General features: G+C 59.0%; 20 protein-coding genes and 2 pseudogenes. 15 read left to right on the top strand and 7 right to left on the bottom strand.

Annotated elements, in window-relative coordinates; genetic code table 11:
• Positions 1-85: 85 nt before the first annotated feature.
• On the top strand, positions 86-979 hold the full coding sequence (locus tag M5G20_RS13765) for a LysR family transcriptional regulator (RefSeq protein WP_273919508.1): 894 nt from the start codon (positions 86-88) through the stop codon (positions 977-979).
• Positions 980-1,073: 94 nt separating this feature from the next.
• Here M5G20_RS13765 and M5G20_RS13760 read toward each other — a convergent pair whose 3' ends face one another.
• Positions 1,074-1,793 (bottom strand): cysteine hydrolase, encoded by a 720-nt coding sequence (locus M5G20_RS13760; protein WP_273919507.1) that lies wholly within the window; start codon positions 1,791-1,793, stop codon positions 1,074-1,076.
• A 153-nt stretch (positions 1,794-1,946) separates the two neighbouring features.
• Here M5G20_RS13760 and M5G20_RS13755 point away from each other — a divergent pair, with 153 nt between their 5' ends.
• The 3 genes from M5G20_RS13755 to M5G20_RS13745 all read left to right on the top strand — a co-directional run bounded on the left by M5G20_RS13755 (position 1,947) and on the right by M5G20_RS13745 (position 4,154).
• Positions 1,947-2,831: an AraC family transcriptional regulator gene (locus M5G20_RS13755; RefSeq protein WP_273919506.1), complete on the top strand. Its 885-nt coding sequence runs from the start codon at positions 1,947-1,949 to the stop codon at positions 2,829-2,831.
• A 15-nt stretch (positions 2,832-2,846) separates the two neighbouring features.
• Positions 2,847-3,161, top strand: a complete 315-nt coding sequence (locus tag M5G20_RS13750) for an NIPSNAP family protein (RefSeq protein WP_273919505.1) — start codon at positions 2,847-2,849, stop codon at positions 3,159-3,161.
• A gap of 132 nt (positions 3,162-3,293) precedes the next feature.
• Positions 3,294-4,154, top strand: coding sequence for a phosphotransferase (locus M5G20_RS13745; RefSeq protein WP_273919504.1), 861 nt, complete (start codon positions 3,294-3,296; stop codon positions 4,152-4,154).
• A 9-nt stretch (positions 4,155-4,163) separates the two neighbouring features.
• On the opposite strand, the gene M5G20_RS13740 is transcribed toward M5G20_RS13745, so the two are convergent.
• On the bottom strand, positions 4,164-4,622 hold the full coding sequence (locus M5G20_RS13740; RefSeq protein WP_273919503.1) for a GNAT family N-acetyltransferase: 459 nt from the start codon (positions 4,620-4,622) through the stop codon (positions 4,164-4,166).
• Between the two features lie 216 nt (positions 4,623-4,838).
• On the opposite strand from M5G20_RS13740, the gene M5G20_RS13735 reads away from it, so the two are divergent.
• Positions 4,839-5,597, top strand: coding sequence for a M15 family metallopeptidase (locus M5G20_RS13735; protein WP_273919502.1), 759 nt, complete (start codon positions 4,839-4,841; stop codon positions 5,595-5,597).
• Between the two features lie 204 nt (positions 5,598-5,801).
• On the opposite strand, the gene M5G20_RS13730 is transcribed toward M5G20_RS13735, so the two are convergent.
• Together M5G20_RS13730 and M5G20_RS13725 are read right to left on the bottom strand one after the other, a co-directional pair.
• The gene (locus M5G20_RS13730) at positions 5,802-6,335 is read right to left on the bottom strand and encodes a cysteine hydrolase family protein (RefSeq protein WP_273919501.1); all 534 of its coding nucleotides are present in this window, start codon (positions 6,333-6,335) and stop codon (positions 5,802-5,804) included.
• A 69-nt stretch (positions 6,336-6,404) separates the two neighbouring features.
• Positions 6,405-6,506 (bottom strand): annotated as a pseudogene (locus M5G20_RS13725) (gamma-glutamyltransferase); the annotation flags it as partial.
• A 198-nt stretch (positions 6,507-6,704) separates the two neighbouring features.
• Here M5G20_RS13725 and M5G20_RS13720 point away from each other — a divergent pair.
• Positions 6,705-6,848, top strand: a pseudogene (locus tag M5G20_RS13720) (methylated-DNA--[protein]-cysteine S-methyltransferase); the annotation flags it as partial.
• Between the two features lie 236 nt (positions 6,849-7,084).
• Positions 7,085-8,362, top strand: a complete 1,278-nt coding sequence (locus M5G20_RS13715; RefSeq protein WP_273919500.1) for a DUF2254 domain-containing protein — start codon at positions 7,085-7,087, stop codon at positions 8,360-8,362.
• A gap of 1 nt (position 8,363) precedes the next feature.
• On the opposite strand, the gene M5G20_RS13710 is transcribed toward M5G20_RS13715, so the two are convergent.
• Together M5G20_RS13710 and M5G20_RS13705 are read right to left on the bottom strand one after the other, a co-directional pair.
• On the bottom strand, positions 8,364-9,683 hold the full coding sequence (locus M5G20_RS13710) for a chloride channel protein (RefSeq protein ID WP_273919499.1): 1,320 nt from the start codon (positions 9,681-9,683) through the stop codon (positions 8,364-8,366).
• A 426-nt stretch (positions 9,684-10,109) separates the two neighbouring features.
• Positions 10,110-10,547, bottom strand: a complete 438-nt coding sequence (locus tag M5G20_RS13705) for a hemerythrin domain-containing protein (RefSeq protein WP_273919498.1) — start codon at positions 10,545-10,547, stop codon at positions 10,110-10,112.
• A gap of 144 nt (positions 10,548-10,691) precedes the next feature.
• On the opposite strand from M5G20_RS13705, the gene M5G20_RS13700 reads away from it, so the two are divergent.
• The gene (locus M5G20_RS13700) at positions 10,692-11,123 is read left to right on the top strand and encodes a GNAT family N-acetyltransferase (RefSeq protein WP_273919497.1); all 432 of its coding nucleotides are present in this window, start codon (positions 10,692-10,694) and stop codon (positions 11,121-11,123) included.
• 78 nt (positions 11,124-11,201) lie between these two features.
• Here the strand turns inward: M5G20_RS13700 and M5G20_RS13695 are convergent, their stop codons facing one another.
• Complete coding sequence (locus tag M5G20_RS13695; protein WP_150735158.1) at positions 11,202-11,552, bottom strand: hypothetical protein; 351 nt, start codon at positions 11,550-11,552, stop codon at positions 11,202-11,204.
• Positions 11,553-11,698: 146 nt separating this feature from the next.
• Between M5G20_RS13695 and M5G20_RS13690 the strand changes: the two genes are divergently transcribed.
• From M5G20_RS13690 to M5G20_RS13660, 7 genes are all read left to right on the top strand, one after another.
• Positions 11,699-11,947 carry a hypothetical protein gene (locus M5G20_RS13690; protein ID WP_034146936.1) on the top strand — a complete coding sequence of 83 codons (249 nt, stop codon included), beginning with the start codon at positions 11,699-11,701 and terminating at the stop codon, positions 11,945-11,947.
• A gap of 20 nt (positions 11,948-11,967) precedes the next feature.
• Positions 11,968-12,297 carry a DUF6388 family protein gene (locus M5G20_RS13685; protein WP_273919496.1) on the top strand — a complete coding sequence of 110 codons (330 nt, stop codon included), beginning with the start codon at positions 11,968-11,970 and terminating at the stop codon, positions 12,295-12,297.
• Between the two features lie 25 nt (positions 12,298-12,322).
• A complete protein-coding gene (locus tag M5G20_RS13680) occupies positions 12,323-13,027 on the top strand; it encodes a YoaK family protein (RefSeq protein ID WP_150735160.1) in 705 nt (234 codons plus the stop codon).
• Between the two features lie 189 nt (positions 13,028-13,216).
• Complete coding sequence (gene tusD, locus M5G20_RS13675) at positions 13,217-13,609, top strand: sulfurtransferase complex subunit TusD (protein WP_273919690.1); 393 nt, start codon at positions 13,217-13,219, stop codon at positions 13,607-13,609.
• Between the two features lies 1 nt (position 13,610).
• On the top strand, positions 13,611-13,973 hold the full coding sequence (gene tusC, locus M5G20_RS13670; RefSeq protein WP_273919495.1) for a sulfurtransferase complex subunit TusC: 363 nt from the start codon (positions 13,611-13,613) through the stop codon (positions 13,971-13,973).
• A complete protein-coding gene (gene tusB, locus M5G20_RS13665; RefSeq protein WP_273919494.1) occupies positions 13,973-14,266 on the top strand; it encodes a sulfurtransferase complex subunit TusB in 294 nt (97 codons plus the stop codon). The genes tusC and tusB overlap by 1 nt, the downstream gene beginning before the upstream one ends.
• Positions 14,263-14,598, top strand: a complete 336-nt coding sequence (locus M5G20_RS13660; protein ID WP_273919493.1) for a TusE/DsrC/DsvC family sulfur relay protein — start codon at positions 14,263-14,265, stop codon at positions 14,596-14,598. Before tusB ends, M5G20_RS13660 begins: the two co-directional genes overlap by 4 nt.
• Positions 14,599-14,603 lie beyond the last annotated feature (5 nt).

Here is a 14,603-nt window from a genome sequence, read left to right as displayed (position 1 = left end):
TTGATGAGTTGACGCCACTTTAAAACTCCATTACTGATGTGATAATCCCAGCAATTTTGCATGGCTTTGTGAAAGGCACTCACAAATGAAAGCACCTTCGGCGGCAGACCTCTCAACGTTCCTGAGCGTGGCCACTCACCTGAATTTCAGTCGGGCTGCGGTGGAACTGGGACTGACGCCTTCGGCGCTGAGCCATTCAGTGCGCACCCTGGAAAACCGCCTCGGCGTACGGCTGTTCAATCGAACCACCCGCAGCGTCGGCCTGACCGAGGCGGGAGAACGTCTTTTCGCGCGATTGAAGCCGGCGTTTCGCGACATCGACGACGCGCTCGAGGACCTCAACAGTTTTCGCGACAAACCCTCCGGCAATCTCAGGATCACTGCCGGTCGCCAGGCCGCGGAATTGGTGCTGCTGCCCTTGGCCGCCCGTTTCCTGCAAGCCTATCCGGACGTGAAACTTGAGATCGTCGCAGATGACGGTCTGGTCGACGTGGTGGCAGAGGGTTTTCACGCCGGGGTGCGCTTCGGCGAGCGCCTGGAGGCCGACATGGTGTCGTTGCCCATCGGCGCCTACATGCGTTCAGTGGTCGTGGCCTCACCGGCATTCTTCAAACAGCACGCTGTGCCGAAAAAGCCCGCAGACTTGCGTGGCCTGCCGTGCATCCGCCATCGTTTCCCCAGTGGTTCGCTGTATCGCTGGGAATTCGAACGGGGCGGGATCACCCAGGAAATCGAAATCGACGGCCCGCTGACCCTCGGCGACGTCAGCCTGATGGTCGGCCCGGCATTAGAGGGCGTCGGCTTGGCTTACATATTCGAAGACATGGTCAAGGCGCCTATCGCCGACGGCCGCCTGGTCCAGGTGCTGGGCGACTGGTGCCCCTTCTACCCGGGCCTGCATTTGTACTACCCGAGTCGACGGCATGTGCCGGCGACGCTCAAGGCCTTCATCGAATTTGCTCGCGCCGCCCGGGCGTAACCAGGACGCAGCCTCGCGTCGCCCGACAGCTGCTACAGGAGGATTTGCATCAGTGCACTCCGTAGCCGCTGTCGAGCCTGCAACCGCAGTTGGATCAGGCCTTGAGATACTCCAGGGTCTGCGCCGTGGTCCACAACGCGTTGGCGATGTAGCGGTAGTTGATCAGCGCCGCCAGGTAGCCATCGCCTTCCGGGGTGGTCGGGCCGGCGGTGGCGTCACGGACCACGGCCACTTCAAAACCCTGCTCCAGCAGTTCACGCAAGTGCGACTCGACGCACAGGTTCGCCGCCATCCCCGCCAGAATGATCTGCGACACGCCATGCTTGCGCAGTTGCAGCGCCAGGTCGTTGGTTTCCGGGCCGTAGACTTTGTGCGGCGAAGCGATGATGGTTTTGCCGTCGAGGATGTAGGGTTTGTACTCAGGCATGAAATCGGCGCCGGAGTTTTCAAAACCGTCGAGCGTCAGCGGCCCCTTGCGATCAAACATGCAGATGCTGTGCATGACCTTTTCCAGCGGCCCGCCAAACTGCCATTTGTGGTCGCACGGATAGTAGTAGTGCGGAGAAACGGCGACAGTGATGCCCGCGTCTTTGGACGCGGCAAACAATTGGCCAAGGTGTTTGACCACGTCATGTTCGACGACACTCTTGCCGAAAACGCTCCAGCTCACGCCTTCGGGGCTGAGGAAGTCGATCTGCGGGTCGATAACCACCAGCGCTGCTCGGGACAGATCAAGCTGCATGCCCGGATTCGGCAGCGCTGGCTCTGACGGGTCGGCGTACGGTGGGGCGGTGCGAATCGGGTCGTTGCTCATGACGGGGCACTCCGGTGAGGGTCGAGAAATATCGCTCTGCGCCATGGCACCCGGGAGGGGTGTTGTTTACCATCGGCGAGAACTTCATCCTACGGTCGCGCCCTGCCCTGCTTTTGTCAGGACGTACCGCGTCTTTACCCGGACGTCTCTGATATGGACATTCTTTCCGAGTTCTTTGAACGCACGCACCTGCAGGGCCGACTGTTCTTCACCGGCACCGTGGACGGCACGCTGGTGCTCGACAAGCCGCCAGGCATGGCGTTTATCCATGTGATCAGCCGTGGCGGTATGGACATGGTGCAACCGGGTCTGCCGAAAATTTCCATCAGCGAACCGAGCGTGCTGTTCTGCCCCAGCAGTTGCCGTTACCAGTTGCGCTCAAGTTCGCCAGACGGCGCCGAGCTGATCTGCGCATCGTTCCAGTTCGGGCGCAACTCGCTGCAACCCGTCCCGCTCGGGCTCAAGGAAACCCTGGTGTTCCCGTTCAGGACCCTGGAAAACCTCGCACCGATAATCAGTGGCCTGATCGGCGAATTCGAGGACCAGGCCCCCGGCCGCAGCAAGGCGCTGAACCTGTTGCTCGAATACATTTTCGTACTGCTGGTACGGCGTTCGGTGGCGGAAGGAAAGATCTCCAGCGGCCTGCTTTATGCCTTGCAGGAGGGTCGCCTCGGACCAGTGTTCAATCATATTCACCAACAACCAGAAGCCCTGTGGACGGTCGAGAAACTGGCCAGCCTGGCGAACATGTCGCGCTCGAAATTCTCGGCGTGCTTCACCCGGATCATGGACATTTCACCGATGGGCTACGTCACGACGTGGCGCATGAAACTGGCCCAGGACCTGTTACGCGAAGGGGTGCAGATCAAAGTCATCGCTTCGACCGTCGGCTACAGTTCGCAAGCCTCGTTCTCCCGGACCTTCCTCAACGTGGTGGGCGTGCCACCGGCGCAATGGCTCAAGCGCGACACCCGCAGCGCCCATCAATCACCGATCACCGCGCGGGTGATCCGGGCGGCTGAAGACTTTCAACCCTGACAGAGAGAAAAACCCATGATCACCTGCTACCTCAAATATGTGCTGGACCCGTACAAGCTCGAAGCGTTCGAGCACTACGGCAAGTTGTGGATACCGCTGGTGGAGAAATTCGGCGGCCAGCATCACGGCTACTTCCTGCCGTCCGAGGGTGCCAACAACATCGCCATGGCCATGTTCACCTTCCCGAGCCTGGCCGCGTACGAACACTACCGCCAGACATCGATGAACGACCCGCAATGCATCGCCGCGTTCAAGTACGCCGAAGAAACCCGCTGCATCCTCAGCTACGAGCGCAGCTTCTTCCGGCCGGTGTTCGGTACGCAGGCCTGACACTGGCGAGACGCGCCACTCGACAAGAAATCGCCATTCGGATTAACGGTATGACTGGCCCTGCCGATAACGTCGGGCGTCGTGCCGTTTGCCGACGCTTCATGGACCGGTTTGTCTTGTCAGGGGCTGCACATGCGTCATCTCAAATACCTCACCTCACGCCTTAGCCGGCAGAAAATCGCGGGGGTCACGTTCCATCTCGACCCTGGTCATCAACACGAACTGGCGGCAGTGCTTGAGCGATTTTTCAACCAACCCGCCCAGTACGCGCTGCTGGACATTCCCGAAGCGACCCGCAGCGTTTTCCTGCTCGAAGGCGAGCGCAAATGGGTGTTGAAACACAATCGCCTGACCCACTGGAAAAAGCAGCTGCAGAACTTTCTCGGGCTCAAGCGGGTTTTCGGCCTGCATGACCTGACCAACGAATTCATCAACCTGTCGGCGGTGTCGAGCAAGTCGACATCCTCGCCAAGGGTCGCGGCGTTCGGCCACGTCGGGCGTTTTCCGTTTTTGAAAGAAGAGTATCTGCTGGTCAATTTTTTCGACGACCATTGCAGCGTCGATGACCGCTTGATTGCCCAGCCTGAGCAGGCTGTTGCGTTGCTGCTGGATATTCTGCCGTTGTTCGGCCGGATGCTCAGCGAAGGGTTCGTGCACATGGACCCTCACCCCAAGAACATTCTGATCGGTCCCGACGGCGAACTGAGGCTGATCGATTTCGAATGCTGCGCGCACTCGGTGCTGGATCATGATTTCAGCCTGGGTTTTCTGCTGGGCTATTTCTACCGGTACTGGTTCAGGAAATTCATCTTGGTTGAGGACTACGATGCCGCTTACGAGCGCTATCTGGCGCAACAACAGCCGGAGTTGAATCGCAGTGTGTTCCAAGCGGTCTACGAACGGTTTCGCGACCGCGATGTGTCACGCAGCACGCGTTATCGCGTCCTCACCAGCGCCGATGCCCAGGCCGAATTTCTGCAAGGCCTGCGATAAACCCGGGCCTCAACCTTGCTTCAGATCGAGGCAATAGGTGTAGTAGCCGGGATCGCGCACATAGCCCAGGGACTCATACAAACGCTGGGCACTGACGTTGTCGGTGGCGGTTTCCAGGGTCATGCCCTTGGCGCCGCTCAATCGCGCAAAGTCGCGGGCGGTGTTCATCAGCAGCGTGCCGACGCCTTTGCCCCGGGCGGCAGGTGTGGTGAACAAGTCGCCGAGCAACCAGGTACGGTGCGCGTCGATGGAGGAGAACGTCGGGAACATTTGCACGAAACCCAGTGCTTCGCCGCTACTGTCCATGGCAAGGAAGATCGCCGACTCGTCCCGGGCAATGCGCTCGGCGATGAAATCACGGGACTGTGGCAGGTTGGAAGGCTGAAGGTAGAACCCCCGGTAGGCATCGAACAACGGGGCAATGATTTCGATATGGGAGGCGTCGGCGCGCAGGGCCTGGATAGGCATGAGGGTGCTCCATTGCGGTCTCAAGGATTACAGCCTAGCAACCGCAACGAAAAAATGCCTGAAAGCACCGCCACCCCCTGTGGGAGCGAGCCTGCTCGCGAAGGCGGCGTCCGGCCCGTTGGTGCGCTCGTCCTGTCATGCCGACCAACAACTTCATGGAGGTAACGCGGGTTTCAAGCCATGATGCGCTGACTGGTCATGCAAGGAGCCTTTCCGATGTTTCGTTTACCCGGTCTGTGTTTGCTGTGCCTGAGCCTTGCGACACCGTGTCTGGCCGACGAGTCGACACCCGAGCACATGGTGTATCTGCGCAGCGTCGACCCTGGCATTGAGCAGGACATCCGCTATGCCAGCGCCCATAACTTCACCGGTCATCCGCTGGACGGCTACCGGGCAGCCGAGTGTCTGTTGTCGGCGGATGCAGCCAAAGCGCTGGCCCGGGTACAAGCGGCTCTGAAAGCCGAGGGCTACGGCTTGAAAGTCTTCGATTGCTATCGTCCCAGTCGTGCCGTGGCCGACATGGGACGCTTCGCCACCGAACCGGGCGACCCGCGCAAGGCCGAATTCTACCCACGGCTAGACAAGCAAGACTTCTGGCGCCTGGGTTACGTGGCGCGAGTGTCCAACCATTCCAGGGGCGGCACCGTTGACCTGACGATGACAGGCCCGGGGGCACTGCCCGCCGCCACCTGGACACCCGCCGCCACTCCGGTCGATTGCACCGCCGACTACGGCCAGCGCTGGCACGACGGTGCCGTGGACATGGGCACCGGCTTCGATTGCTTCGATGAACGCGCGCATACCGACTCCTCATTGATCAGCGCGGCGGCGATGGAAAATCGCCAGCGGCTCAGCCGTGCCATGGAGAAAGAAGGTTTCACCGGTTACGCCAAAGAGTGGTGGCACTTCACGTACAGCCGGGCCCCGTCATTGAAGACCGTCATGGACTTCCCCATTACCCCGCTTGCACCCTGAACAACCTGATCAAAGCCTGGTCGCTGCTGATGCTATTGGTGCCCGGTGCAACCATGGCCCAGGGCCTCGACGACAGCCGGCAATGGGACCTCCCGGCGCGTTGATCAAGCAATCACTGCAGGAGCCGGATTGTTGGCAGGCGTCTGTGGTGACTGTCTCTCTGCCATCGCCAGCAAGCCGGCTCCTACAAGGGAATGCGGGGATTCAGAAGCTGATTTCGGCAGCCGGGATCACGTCGATTCGTGCCACTGAACCCGTCAAATGCGCCCAGTCTTTATTGTGCTCGGCAATGATGTCTTCGGCGGTGAGGTTACCGTTGTCGACCGTGGAGTGAGCATCCGCCGCCAGCACCACGTCATACCCCAGCTTCAGCGCCTGACGCACCGTCGCGTTGACGCAATAATCGGTTTGCAAGCCGCAGATCACCAGACGCTCGAAGTCCTGCTCAGGCAGCAGCTTTTGCAGGTTGGTCTGGTAGAAGGAATCCCCAGTGGTTTTACGCACGCGCTGGTCCTTTGACGAGATCTCAAGCCCTTGAGCCAGTTGCCAGCCAACCGCCTCATGGGCAAAGGGGCTATCCTTTTCCTCGTGCTGGATAAACACCACCGGAGCACCCGCCTTGCGCGCCCGCGCAGAAAGCTCGTTGATGGTGTTGATGACGCGCCCGATTTCGAAGCATTCGTACTCGCCTGAACACAGGGCCTGCTGGACGTCGATGATTAACAGTGCGGTGGTCATGATTCCTTCCTTAGAAAAGTCAGAGAGGCAAGGGACGAACATAAATCCGTCCCTGCTCGAACACAACCCTCAGTAACCCAGCGACAAGCCGGTATTACGCCGTGGATCGTTGGCCCCGCAGGAACGGTTCTTGCCCACCGGTTTGCCGTCCAGCGACGGCGCGCCAACGAGGTTGCTATCAGCGACTTGGCAAAAGGTTCGTACTTCATGAGTCGGTCTCTACTTGTTTTTAACCAGGAAAACCCGTCAAAAGCAGTCGCCAAGTATGGTCGGGATTGCGCATTGCGCCTCCCTCCAGAAGCAGTATCCTTAACGCCTGTTCAACAATCCCGCGGGGCTTGCGCCATGACTTACACCTGCACCACCCGCAAGAATCCGATTTCGATTATCGCGCCGTGCCATCGGGTGATTGGTGCGTCGGGGAAGCTGACGGGGTTTGCCGGGGGACTGGAGGCGAAGGCGTTGTTGCTGACGCTGGAAAGGAGGACGCCGGGGTTTTATCAGTCACATTGACTCTCCACTGGCGGCCCGACCAACGTTTGAGCTTTAACCTGCGCTGTACCGTATGCAGCAACGTACCGATCCGGATGACAAGGCGCTGAAAAGCACGATGTAAATGACCAAGCCCGAACGAGTGAATGAACCTTCGCCGGCCAGGAATACTCCACCAAGGATCACCACCTCGTCCTTCTTTGTTGACGTAAATCCGTAACGACAGACCGATCACATCACTAACAAGGATATTAAACATGATCGCTCGCTGGCGCTGGGTGCTACACCAACTGACCAAGCGGTTGTGGTTCAGAGCGAGTCTGTTTTCTTTGCTGGGCATAGCAACTGCGTTATTCGCTGTTGCCTTCAAGGACTACATTCCAGAATCATTGCCCACCCGAATTGGCGCCGACGCCGTCGACAAAATCTTAGGTATCATCGCCTCAAGCATGCTCGCCGTGACCACTTTTTCGCTAAGCACAATGGTGACTGCATACGGTGCAGCCAGCAGTGGAGTAACGCCTCGTGCCACCACACTGGTGATGGAGGACACCACGACTCAAAATGCACTCGCCACCTTCATTGGGTCATTTCTGTTCAGCCTGGTAGGCATCATCGCTCTGAGTACCGGAGCTTATGGCACGCAAGGAAGGGTTCTGCTATTTGCAGTGACCATTGCCGTCGTGATTCTGATTGTCTACACGCTTTTGCGCTGGATCGATCACCTGTCCAAGCTTGGCCGGGTGGGTGAAACCATTGATCGTGTCGAACAGGCAACAATCAACGCCATAAAAAACAGAGTCCAATGGCCGCATCTGGGCGGCGCTGCTTACCCACCCGAGTGGATGATCCCAGCCTCGGCGCAAATAATCTCAAGTCATCAAACCGGGTACGTCCAGCATATTGATGTAAACGCGTTAGGCGCCATCGCCAAAACCTGCGAAATAAAGATCTTTCTGGACGTCCTTCCTGGAAGTTTTGTACACCTGGACATGCCGATCGCTAGAACCGTGAGCTTGAAAAAGGAGCGTACAGAGGCGTTGCACGTCAGCAGTGAAAAAATCCTGGCTGCGCTTACCATCGGCGTACGTCGGACGTTTGAGCATGATCCACGGTTCGGCCTGTCGGTGCTTTCCGAGATTGCCTCACGCGCATTATCGCCAGCAGTTAACGACCCTGGAACGGCGATCGACGTCATTGGGCGCGGGGTCAGAAGCCTGACCTGTTGGAGCATACCCCAAGAGCCTGCGGCAAAAATCGATGAAAATTGCGAGCAGGTTTACCTGCACAGGCTGATGATAGATGACCTGTTCGATGACTTTTTCGCACCCATTGCCCGAGACGGCGCGGGCTTGATCGAAGTAGACCTTCGCTTGATGAAGGCCCTTGTCAGTCTCGCGCACATACACCCTGATATGTTCGGCGGTCCCTGTACCAAGCATGCGGATCTGCTGGTCAAGCGCGCGAACCTTGCACTGGCACTGGAAGAGGACAAGAAGGCGCTTGGCGCAACGGCTCGACAACTGATGCGCTAGATCAACCTGATTTTCGCGAGGTTGCACCACTGTCCGGGACCTGCAAAAACCCGCGAGCCAACTGCTGATACAACTCGGGGCCCATCCGAGCACTGACCGCTTTGGCAATGAGCGCGACAGCCATGAGACTGATCACCATCCCGTGACTGTCGATCATCTCCATCACGATGATTGCGGACGTGATGGGCGACTGCGTGACCGCAGCCAGGAATCCAGCCATGCACAGGGCAATGATCGGCTGGGCAGCCAGGCCGAAAAGTTCGGCGGCATTAGCCCCAACCGCAGCGCCTACCGCCAGCGACGGGGCAAAAATGCCACCGGGGATCCCGGAAAAATAAGTCACCACGGTCGCCAGAAATCGCGTGATCGGTGCATGCCATGGCAGGCTGATATCGGACACGATGACCTGTGAGGTGACGCCATAACCGCTGCCAAATGACATCCCTGCACTAAGCCAACCAAGAATGGCCACGATCATTCCGCAAGCGCCAGCGAACCAGACGGGGTGCATACGTCGCCATTGCCAGACTACAAACCGATGGTGGCGCTGGGGCCACAGCAACATTCGGCTGAACAACCCACCCAGGAGACCACAGCCAACACCGGTGACTAGCACCGGGACAATGATGTCGAGGTGAATGTCTTGAACGTCAAAATGACCGAAATAGTGGTAGTTACCTTGCAAGGCTATCGCGACCATACCCGACAGAATGATCGTACTGAGCAAGACCCCACTGGTGCGGGTTTCCAACTTGCGACCCAACTCTTCGACCGCAAAGGCAACACCGGCCAGCGGAGTATTGAACGCTGCGGCAATGCCTGCAGCGCCGCCAGCGAGGATGAGGTCCTCACTGCGAATGATTCGGGCATTGGGCAAATAGCGGTGAAAGAAATGCATGATCGAGGCCGCGACTTGCACCGAAGGGCCTTCGCGCCCGGCCGAAAAGCCTCCGGTCAGCGCCAGAGTGCCAAGGCCTATCTTGGCGAAGGCGATCCGCAGCGACACCAGTTTATCGACTGGCTTCCCTTGGTGGGCAAGACGGGTGGCGGCGATCACTTGAGGGATGCCACTGCCTTGGGAGCCCACAAAGAAGCGGGTGGTCATCCACACCACCAGCATGCCAATCAGCGGTGTGTAAAAAAACGGCAACCACGGTCGCTCGGCTGCCTGTTGAGCAAATTGCGTGAGAGCCAGGTCGGCTAACCGGGCGAACATCACCACCAACAGGCCCGCGAGTGTTGCGGCGACCCAAAGCGTCACCCGTGTACGCCACCGAATCGAGGCAAAGCGACGGCGTATCAAAAGTAGCGGTTTGATCACTTGAGGGGATTCCAGTTGAAGTTCTCGTCAACGAAGTGAAACAAGACTAACCGCATTCGTTATGAGCTCCAACCGGAGCCGGGCAAATGATTACAAAACAATTCACCCGTAGCCCCGCATATCGGTAGCCAATTCCGGTTTGTTTTTCTAAGACATCCCATTCGCATCGGTACGCACCAAGTCGAAAACCGGCAAAAAGAGAGCCAGGTAAGGGGTCACATTTTTTCGCCTTTTGATACCTGTGAGCATCCAGTATGGCGACGCTCTGCTCGGCCTCATGTTCCAGTTGGTGGATGGACTGACTTTTATTGAGATAGCCGTAGAGATAGATCTTTAGCACGATCGCCGGACGGTAGGTCGGAGGCCCCGTTGCAACACGATCAACACCTCCAAACCAAAGTCCACACAGAGTGAAAACCTGCCGCTTCAATCAAGCTGCGCCCGGTACTCCTTCTCGTATTGTCCCGCCAGCGTCTCTTTCTGTTTGTCGTCGAGCAGCTTGCCGGCCATCTGGAAGAACTTCTGCTCCTCCTCCTTGAGGTGGTGATGAACCTTGTCCGACAGTTTCTTTGCAGTCGCCAGCCAGGCCGGGCTGGACATCTCGGTCTCGTCCAGTTCTTCCATCATTTCATCCATCTCGTGGTGTTCGGCAATCGCATGGCGGCTGAGATCGACGCCGTTGTCGAACTCCATCAACGGCATGTAGAAATGCCGCTCTTCAGCGGTTTCATGGGCCTGCAGTTCAGCCTTGAGCTGTTTGTACGCTTCGACCCGCTCGGGGGTGTCGCCGCTGGTTTTGATCAGTGCCTTGGCATAGGTCCGTTGGCGTTCGTGGCTTTCGCGCAAGGCTTCAAAAATATTCACGGCGTGTCCTCATCGGTCGCGTTCGGGATGACGCGTCTTAATCAATGACATCTGCGCGCCAGCGACGGTTCCACCCGGTTGCGGTGATGGAACATTGGCGGCGACCACGTTAGGCTGGGCGTTCACAGCCATAAGGACATAGCCATGACGTTACGAATCGAGTGCTCGCCAACCCCCACGGAAGAGGAACGCCAAGCCATTTTGCTGCCGTTGCGCGCCTATAACGCGTCGAAAGCCGACGGCGCCATACCCGAAAACATTGCCCTGCTGGTACGCGACGAAAACGACCAGATTCTCGGCGGACTCTACGCCCGATTGTTTTATCAGTGGTTGTTCATCGACTTGCTGTCGGTGCCGGAACAGGCCCGTGGACAGGGCATGGGCACCCAGCTGATGCAGATGGCGGAAGACCTGGCGCGGGAACGAAAATGCATCGGCCTGTGGCTCGATACCTTCGAATTCCAGGCGCCGGATTTCTACAGGAAATGCGGCTACAGCGAGATCGGTCACATCGCCGACTACCCGCCGGGGCACAAGCACTTCTTTTTCCAGAAGCGCCTCCAGTACGACAATTAACCTGTAGGAGCCGGCTTGCTGGCGATGGCGATTTCATCGACGCCATCGCCGGCAAGGGGTTTGCGTCACGCCATCAGATCACAGGCAGGTGGCCAACGCCGCCAACCGGCGCTTGGCGACGAAGTCGTCTTGTTGCGCGTAGTAGCTCAACACGGTGCCCGAGGCGTCGGTGGTCACGTCCACGAAAGACTCCGCCGAACGGGTGTAAACGGTGGTGCCGCCCTTCTCGGCGGGCTCCAGGTACGCCGCAGCGTCGACACCGAATACCGCTTCGTCCTGCCAGGAAAACTGCACGCACTGGGCAACGTCTTTTGCCGGCTTGTCCGAGTTCAGGGTTTTGTACGGGGCCTTGGTGCGAGCATCGTTCATTGCCGAGCCCGCGCATCCCGCCAGCAAGGTAACGGCCAGCGCCACCATCAGAATTCGCATTGCATTCACTCATCAGGAAAAAGCCGACTGTATCACCGTGGCACTGCCTATCGTTCTGCTTTACTTCATTTATACCGCGACACCGCGCGACGATTCGCGCACCCTGTCGCGCCATACGCTGCATCGCACCTTTGACTGGAAACCCCATGACCCCCAACGCCGAATTTTACAAACCGACCACTGAATACGCTGACAAACTGATCAGCCAGATCGGTCAGACGCCCTCCTGGATCGCCAAGCGAATCGGCGTCACCGACAAACGCATTCGTTACATCCTCGACGGCGAGCGCACCGTCAAAGGCGAAACCACACCGATCCAGATGACCTACACCGAGCAGTTTGCCCTGGAGTGTCTGGCGGCAGCGGCCAAGGCCAGCAAGAAACAGTCTTCGTAATCCGTTCTCAAGGAGTGACCATGGCGGCATCCGAGTTGAAACACGAACAGGCACTGAACACGTTTCTCGATGAACGTCCCGAACTGCGCGTCGAACTCGACAACCTCAATCCGTTGCTCGCCCAGGCCAAAGGCGAGACCCTCGCGCAGTTTCGCGACGAGCGCTTGCATGAAGCCTTCGAGGCCGAAGCCGAGCGCCTTGGTTTGTTTGCCTGGGAATTGACCTTGCAACTGACCGCTTCCACACCGCAGGATTACGAAGCCCAGCGCCTCGAGGTGCACCGGGAAGTCGCGGAGATGGCCGGCATGGACTGGCTGGACTATTGCGATTTATACGGGATCAAACCCTGACCAACGCTCAAGGACACCATCGCCCATGCTGCCTTCCGCCACCCGGCCCCACGCCAGCCCCGGCCACCTGCACACCCAGAAATGGCGCGGGCGTATCGGCCTGAGCCTGGTGGCCATGCTTTCGGTGTTGGCCGGCATGACCGACGCAATCGGTTTCATGGCCAGCGGCGATTTTGTTTCGTTCATGAGCGGTAACACCACCCGCATGGCCGTCGCCATCAGCGACGGTGACCTGGGCTTGACCGTACGTCTGGTGATCCTGATCGCCACGTTCATCCTTGGCAATGCACTGGGCATTATTGTCAGCCGCCTGGGCCGTCGCCGAGCCCTGCCCCTGCTGCTGAGCATCGCCACGCTGCTCTGCGCTGCTGCGGCCTGGCCATACGAGACGCAATTGCCCGCGTTGCTGGCGGCAATCATCGCCATGGGCATGCTCAATGCTGCGGTGGAAGAAGTGAATGGCTTGCCGGTCGGCCTGACCTACGTCACCGGCGCTCTGTCGCGCTTCGGCCGTGGACTGGGTCGCTGGATGCTCGGCGAACGGCGCAATGGCTGGCGGGTGCAATTGATCCCCTGGACCGGTATGTTCGCCGGCGCCGTACTGGGTGCGGTGCTGGAACATCACTTCGGGCTCAAGGCGCTGTTTGCCAGTGGATTGCTGGCGGCAGTATTGGGTCTGTTATCGCTGAAGATCCCCCACCGCTGGCAGTTAGGCTACATGCCGCGCTAAGTTTTTGCGTCGCCTGTCCGGCCGCCATCGCGGGCAAGCCAGCTCCCACAGGGAATGCGTCGATCACCAAATTGCAGATCTGCTGTAGGAGCTGGCTTGCCAGCGATGAGGCCCGCACAGACAACATCGATTTAGCCCCCCCGCCGATAAAGCTTTATCATGGCCGCAGTTTCGCTGATCGAGTCCGTCATGAAGTTCGCCATCACCGTATTTTCCGCCGCCCATGCGCCCTCATCGCGCCGCGCCCTGCTCTTTGCCCAAGCGGCGCTGGCCGGCGGGCACGAGATTGTCCGGCTGTTTTTCTATCAGGATGGCGTCTATAACGCGTCCGGCAGCGTAGTGACACCCCAGGATGAACTGGACGTGCCCAAGCAATGGCGCGCCTTCATCAGCGAGCAAAAACTCGATGGCGTGGTGTGCATCGCCGCCGCCCTGCGCCGGGGCGTGCTCAACGGGGAAGAAGCCAAACGCTATCAACGCGATGCGGTCGCCGTTGGCGCGCCGTGGGAATTGTCCGGTCTCGGCCAGTTGCACGATGCCGTGCAGGACGCCGACCGCCTGATCTGTTTCGGAGGCGCATAAAATGGCCAAATCCTTGTTGATCATCAGCCGCCAGGCCCCATGGTCCGGACCGGGCGCCCGTGAAGCGCTGGACATCGTGCTGGCCGGCGGCGCTTTCGATCTGCCGATCGGTTTGCTGTTTCTCGATGACGGCGTGTTCCAGCTCGCGACGCAACAGAACGCCAAGGCCCTGCAACAGAAAGACCTGAGCGCCAACCTGCAAGCCCTGCCGATGTTCGGCGTTGAAGAACTGTTTGTCTGTGCCGACAGCACGGCGCAGCGTGGCCTGGACCCGAGCGCGCTGTCGCTGGAAGAAGCCCGGGTGCTCGCTGCCCATGAAATCACCGCCCTTATAGACCGTTACGACCAGGTGATCACCCTCTGATGCCGACTTTGCATGTGTTGTCTCATTCCCCTTTCGGTGACGAACGCCTGAGCAGCTGCCTGCGCGTGATCGGCGCCAGCGACGCGCTGCTGCTGTCCGGCGACGCGGCCTATGCCTTGCAACCGGGCACCGCGCCGTTCAAGACGCTGAATGCGCGCGGCCTGCCACTCTATGTTCTGGCCGAAGACGCCCAGGCCCGCGCCATCGACGTTCCGGACTGGGCCACTGCCATCGATTACCCGGCCTTCGTCGAACTGTCGATCCGCTACGACAAGGTCAACAGCTGGCTATGAATGCATTAACGGTCGGCGCCCGCGCCATCGAACTGGACAAGGACGGCTTTCTGGTCGAGCTAAGTGACTGGTCGGCTGAGGTCGCCAGTGCCCTGGCGGCTGCGGAAGACATCGAGTTGAGCCCCGAACATTGGGAAATCCTCGAGCTGCTGCGCAGTTTCTACGCCGAGTTCCAGTTGTCGCCCGCCACCCGCCCGCTGATCAAATACACCGCATTGAAGCTCGGTCCGGAAAAAGGCAACAGCCTGCACCTGAACCGACTGTTCAATGGCACCCCCGCCAAACTCGCCGCGAAACTGGCGGGCCTGCCCAAACCGACGAATTGCTTATGATCCGG

The organism is Pseudomonas sp. TNT2022 ID1044, assembly GCF_028656895.1.
Taxonomy (GTDB): Bacteria; Pseudomonadota; Gammaproteobacteria; order Pseudomonadales; family Pseudomonadaceae; genus Aquipseudomonas; species Aquipseudomonas reinekei.
Note: the sequence above shows the minus strand (reverse complement) of the source record. Positions and strands in the feature narration are given on the sequence as shown.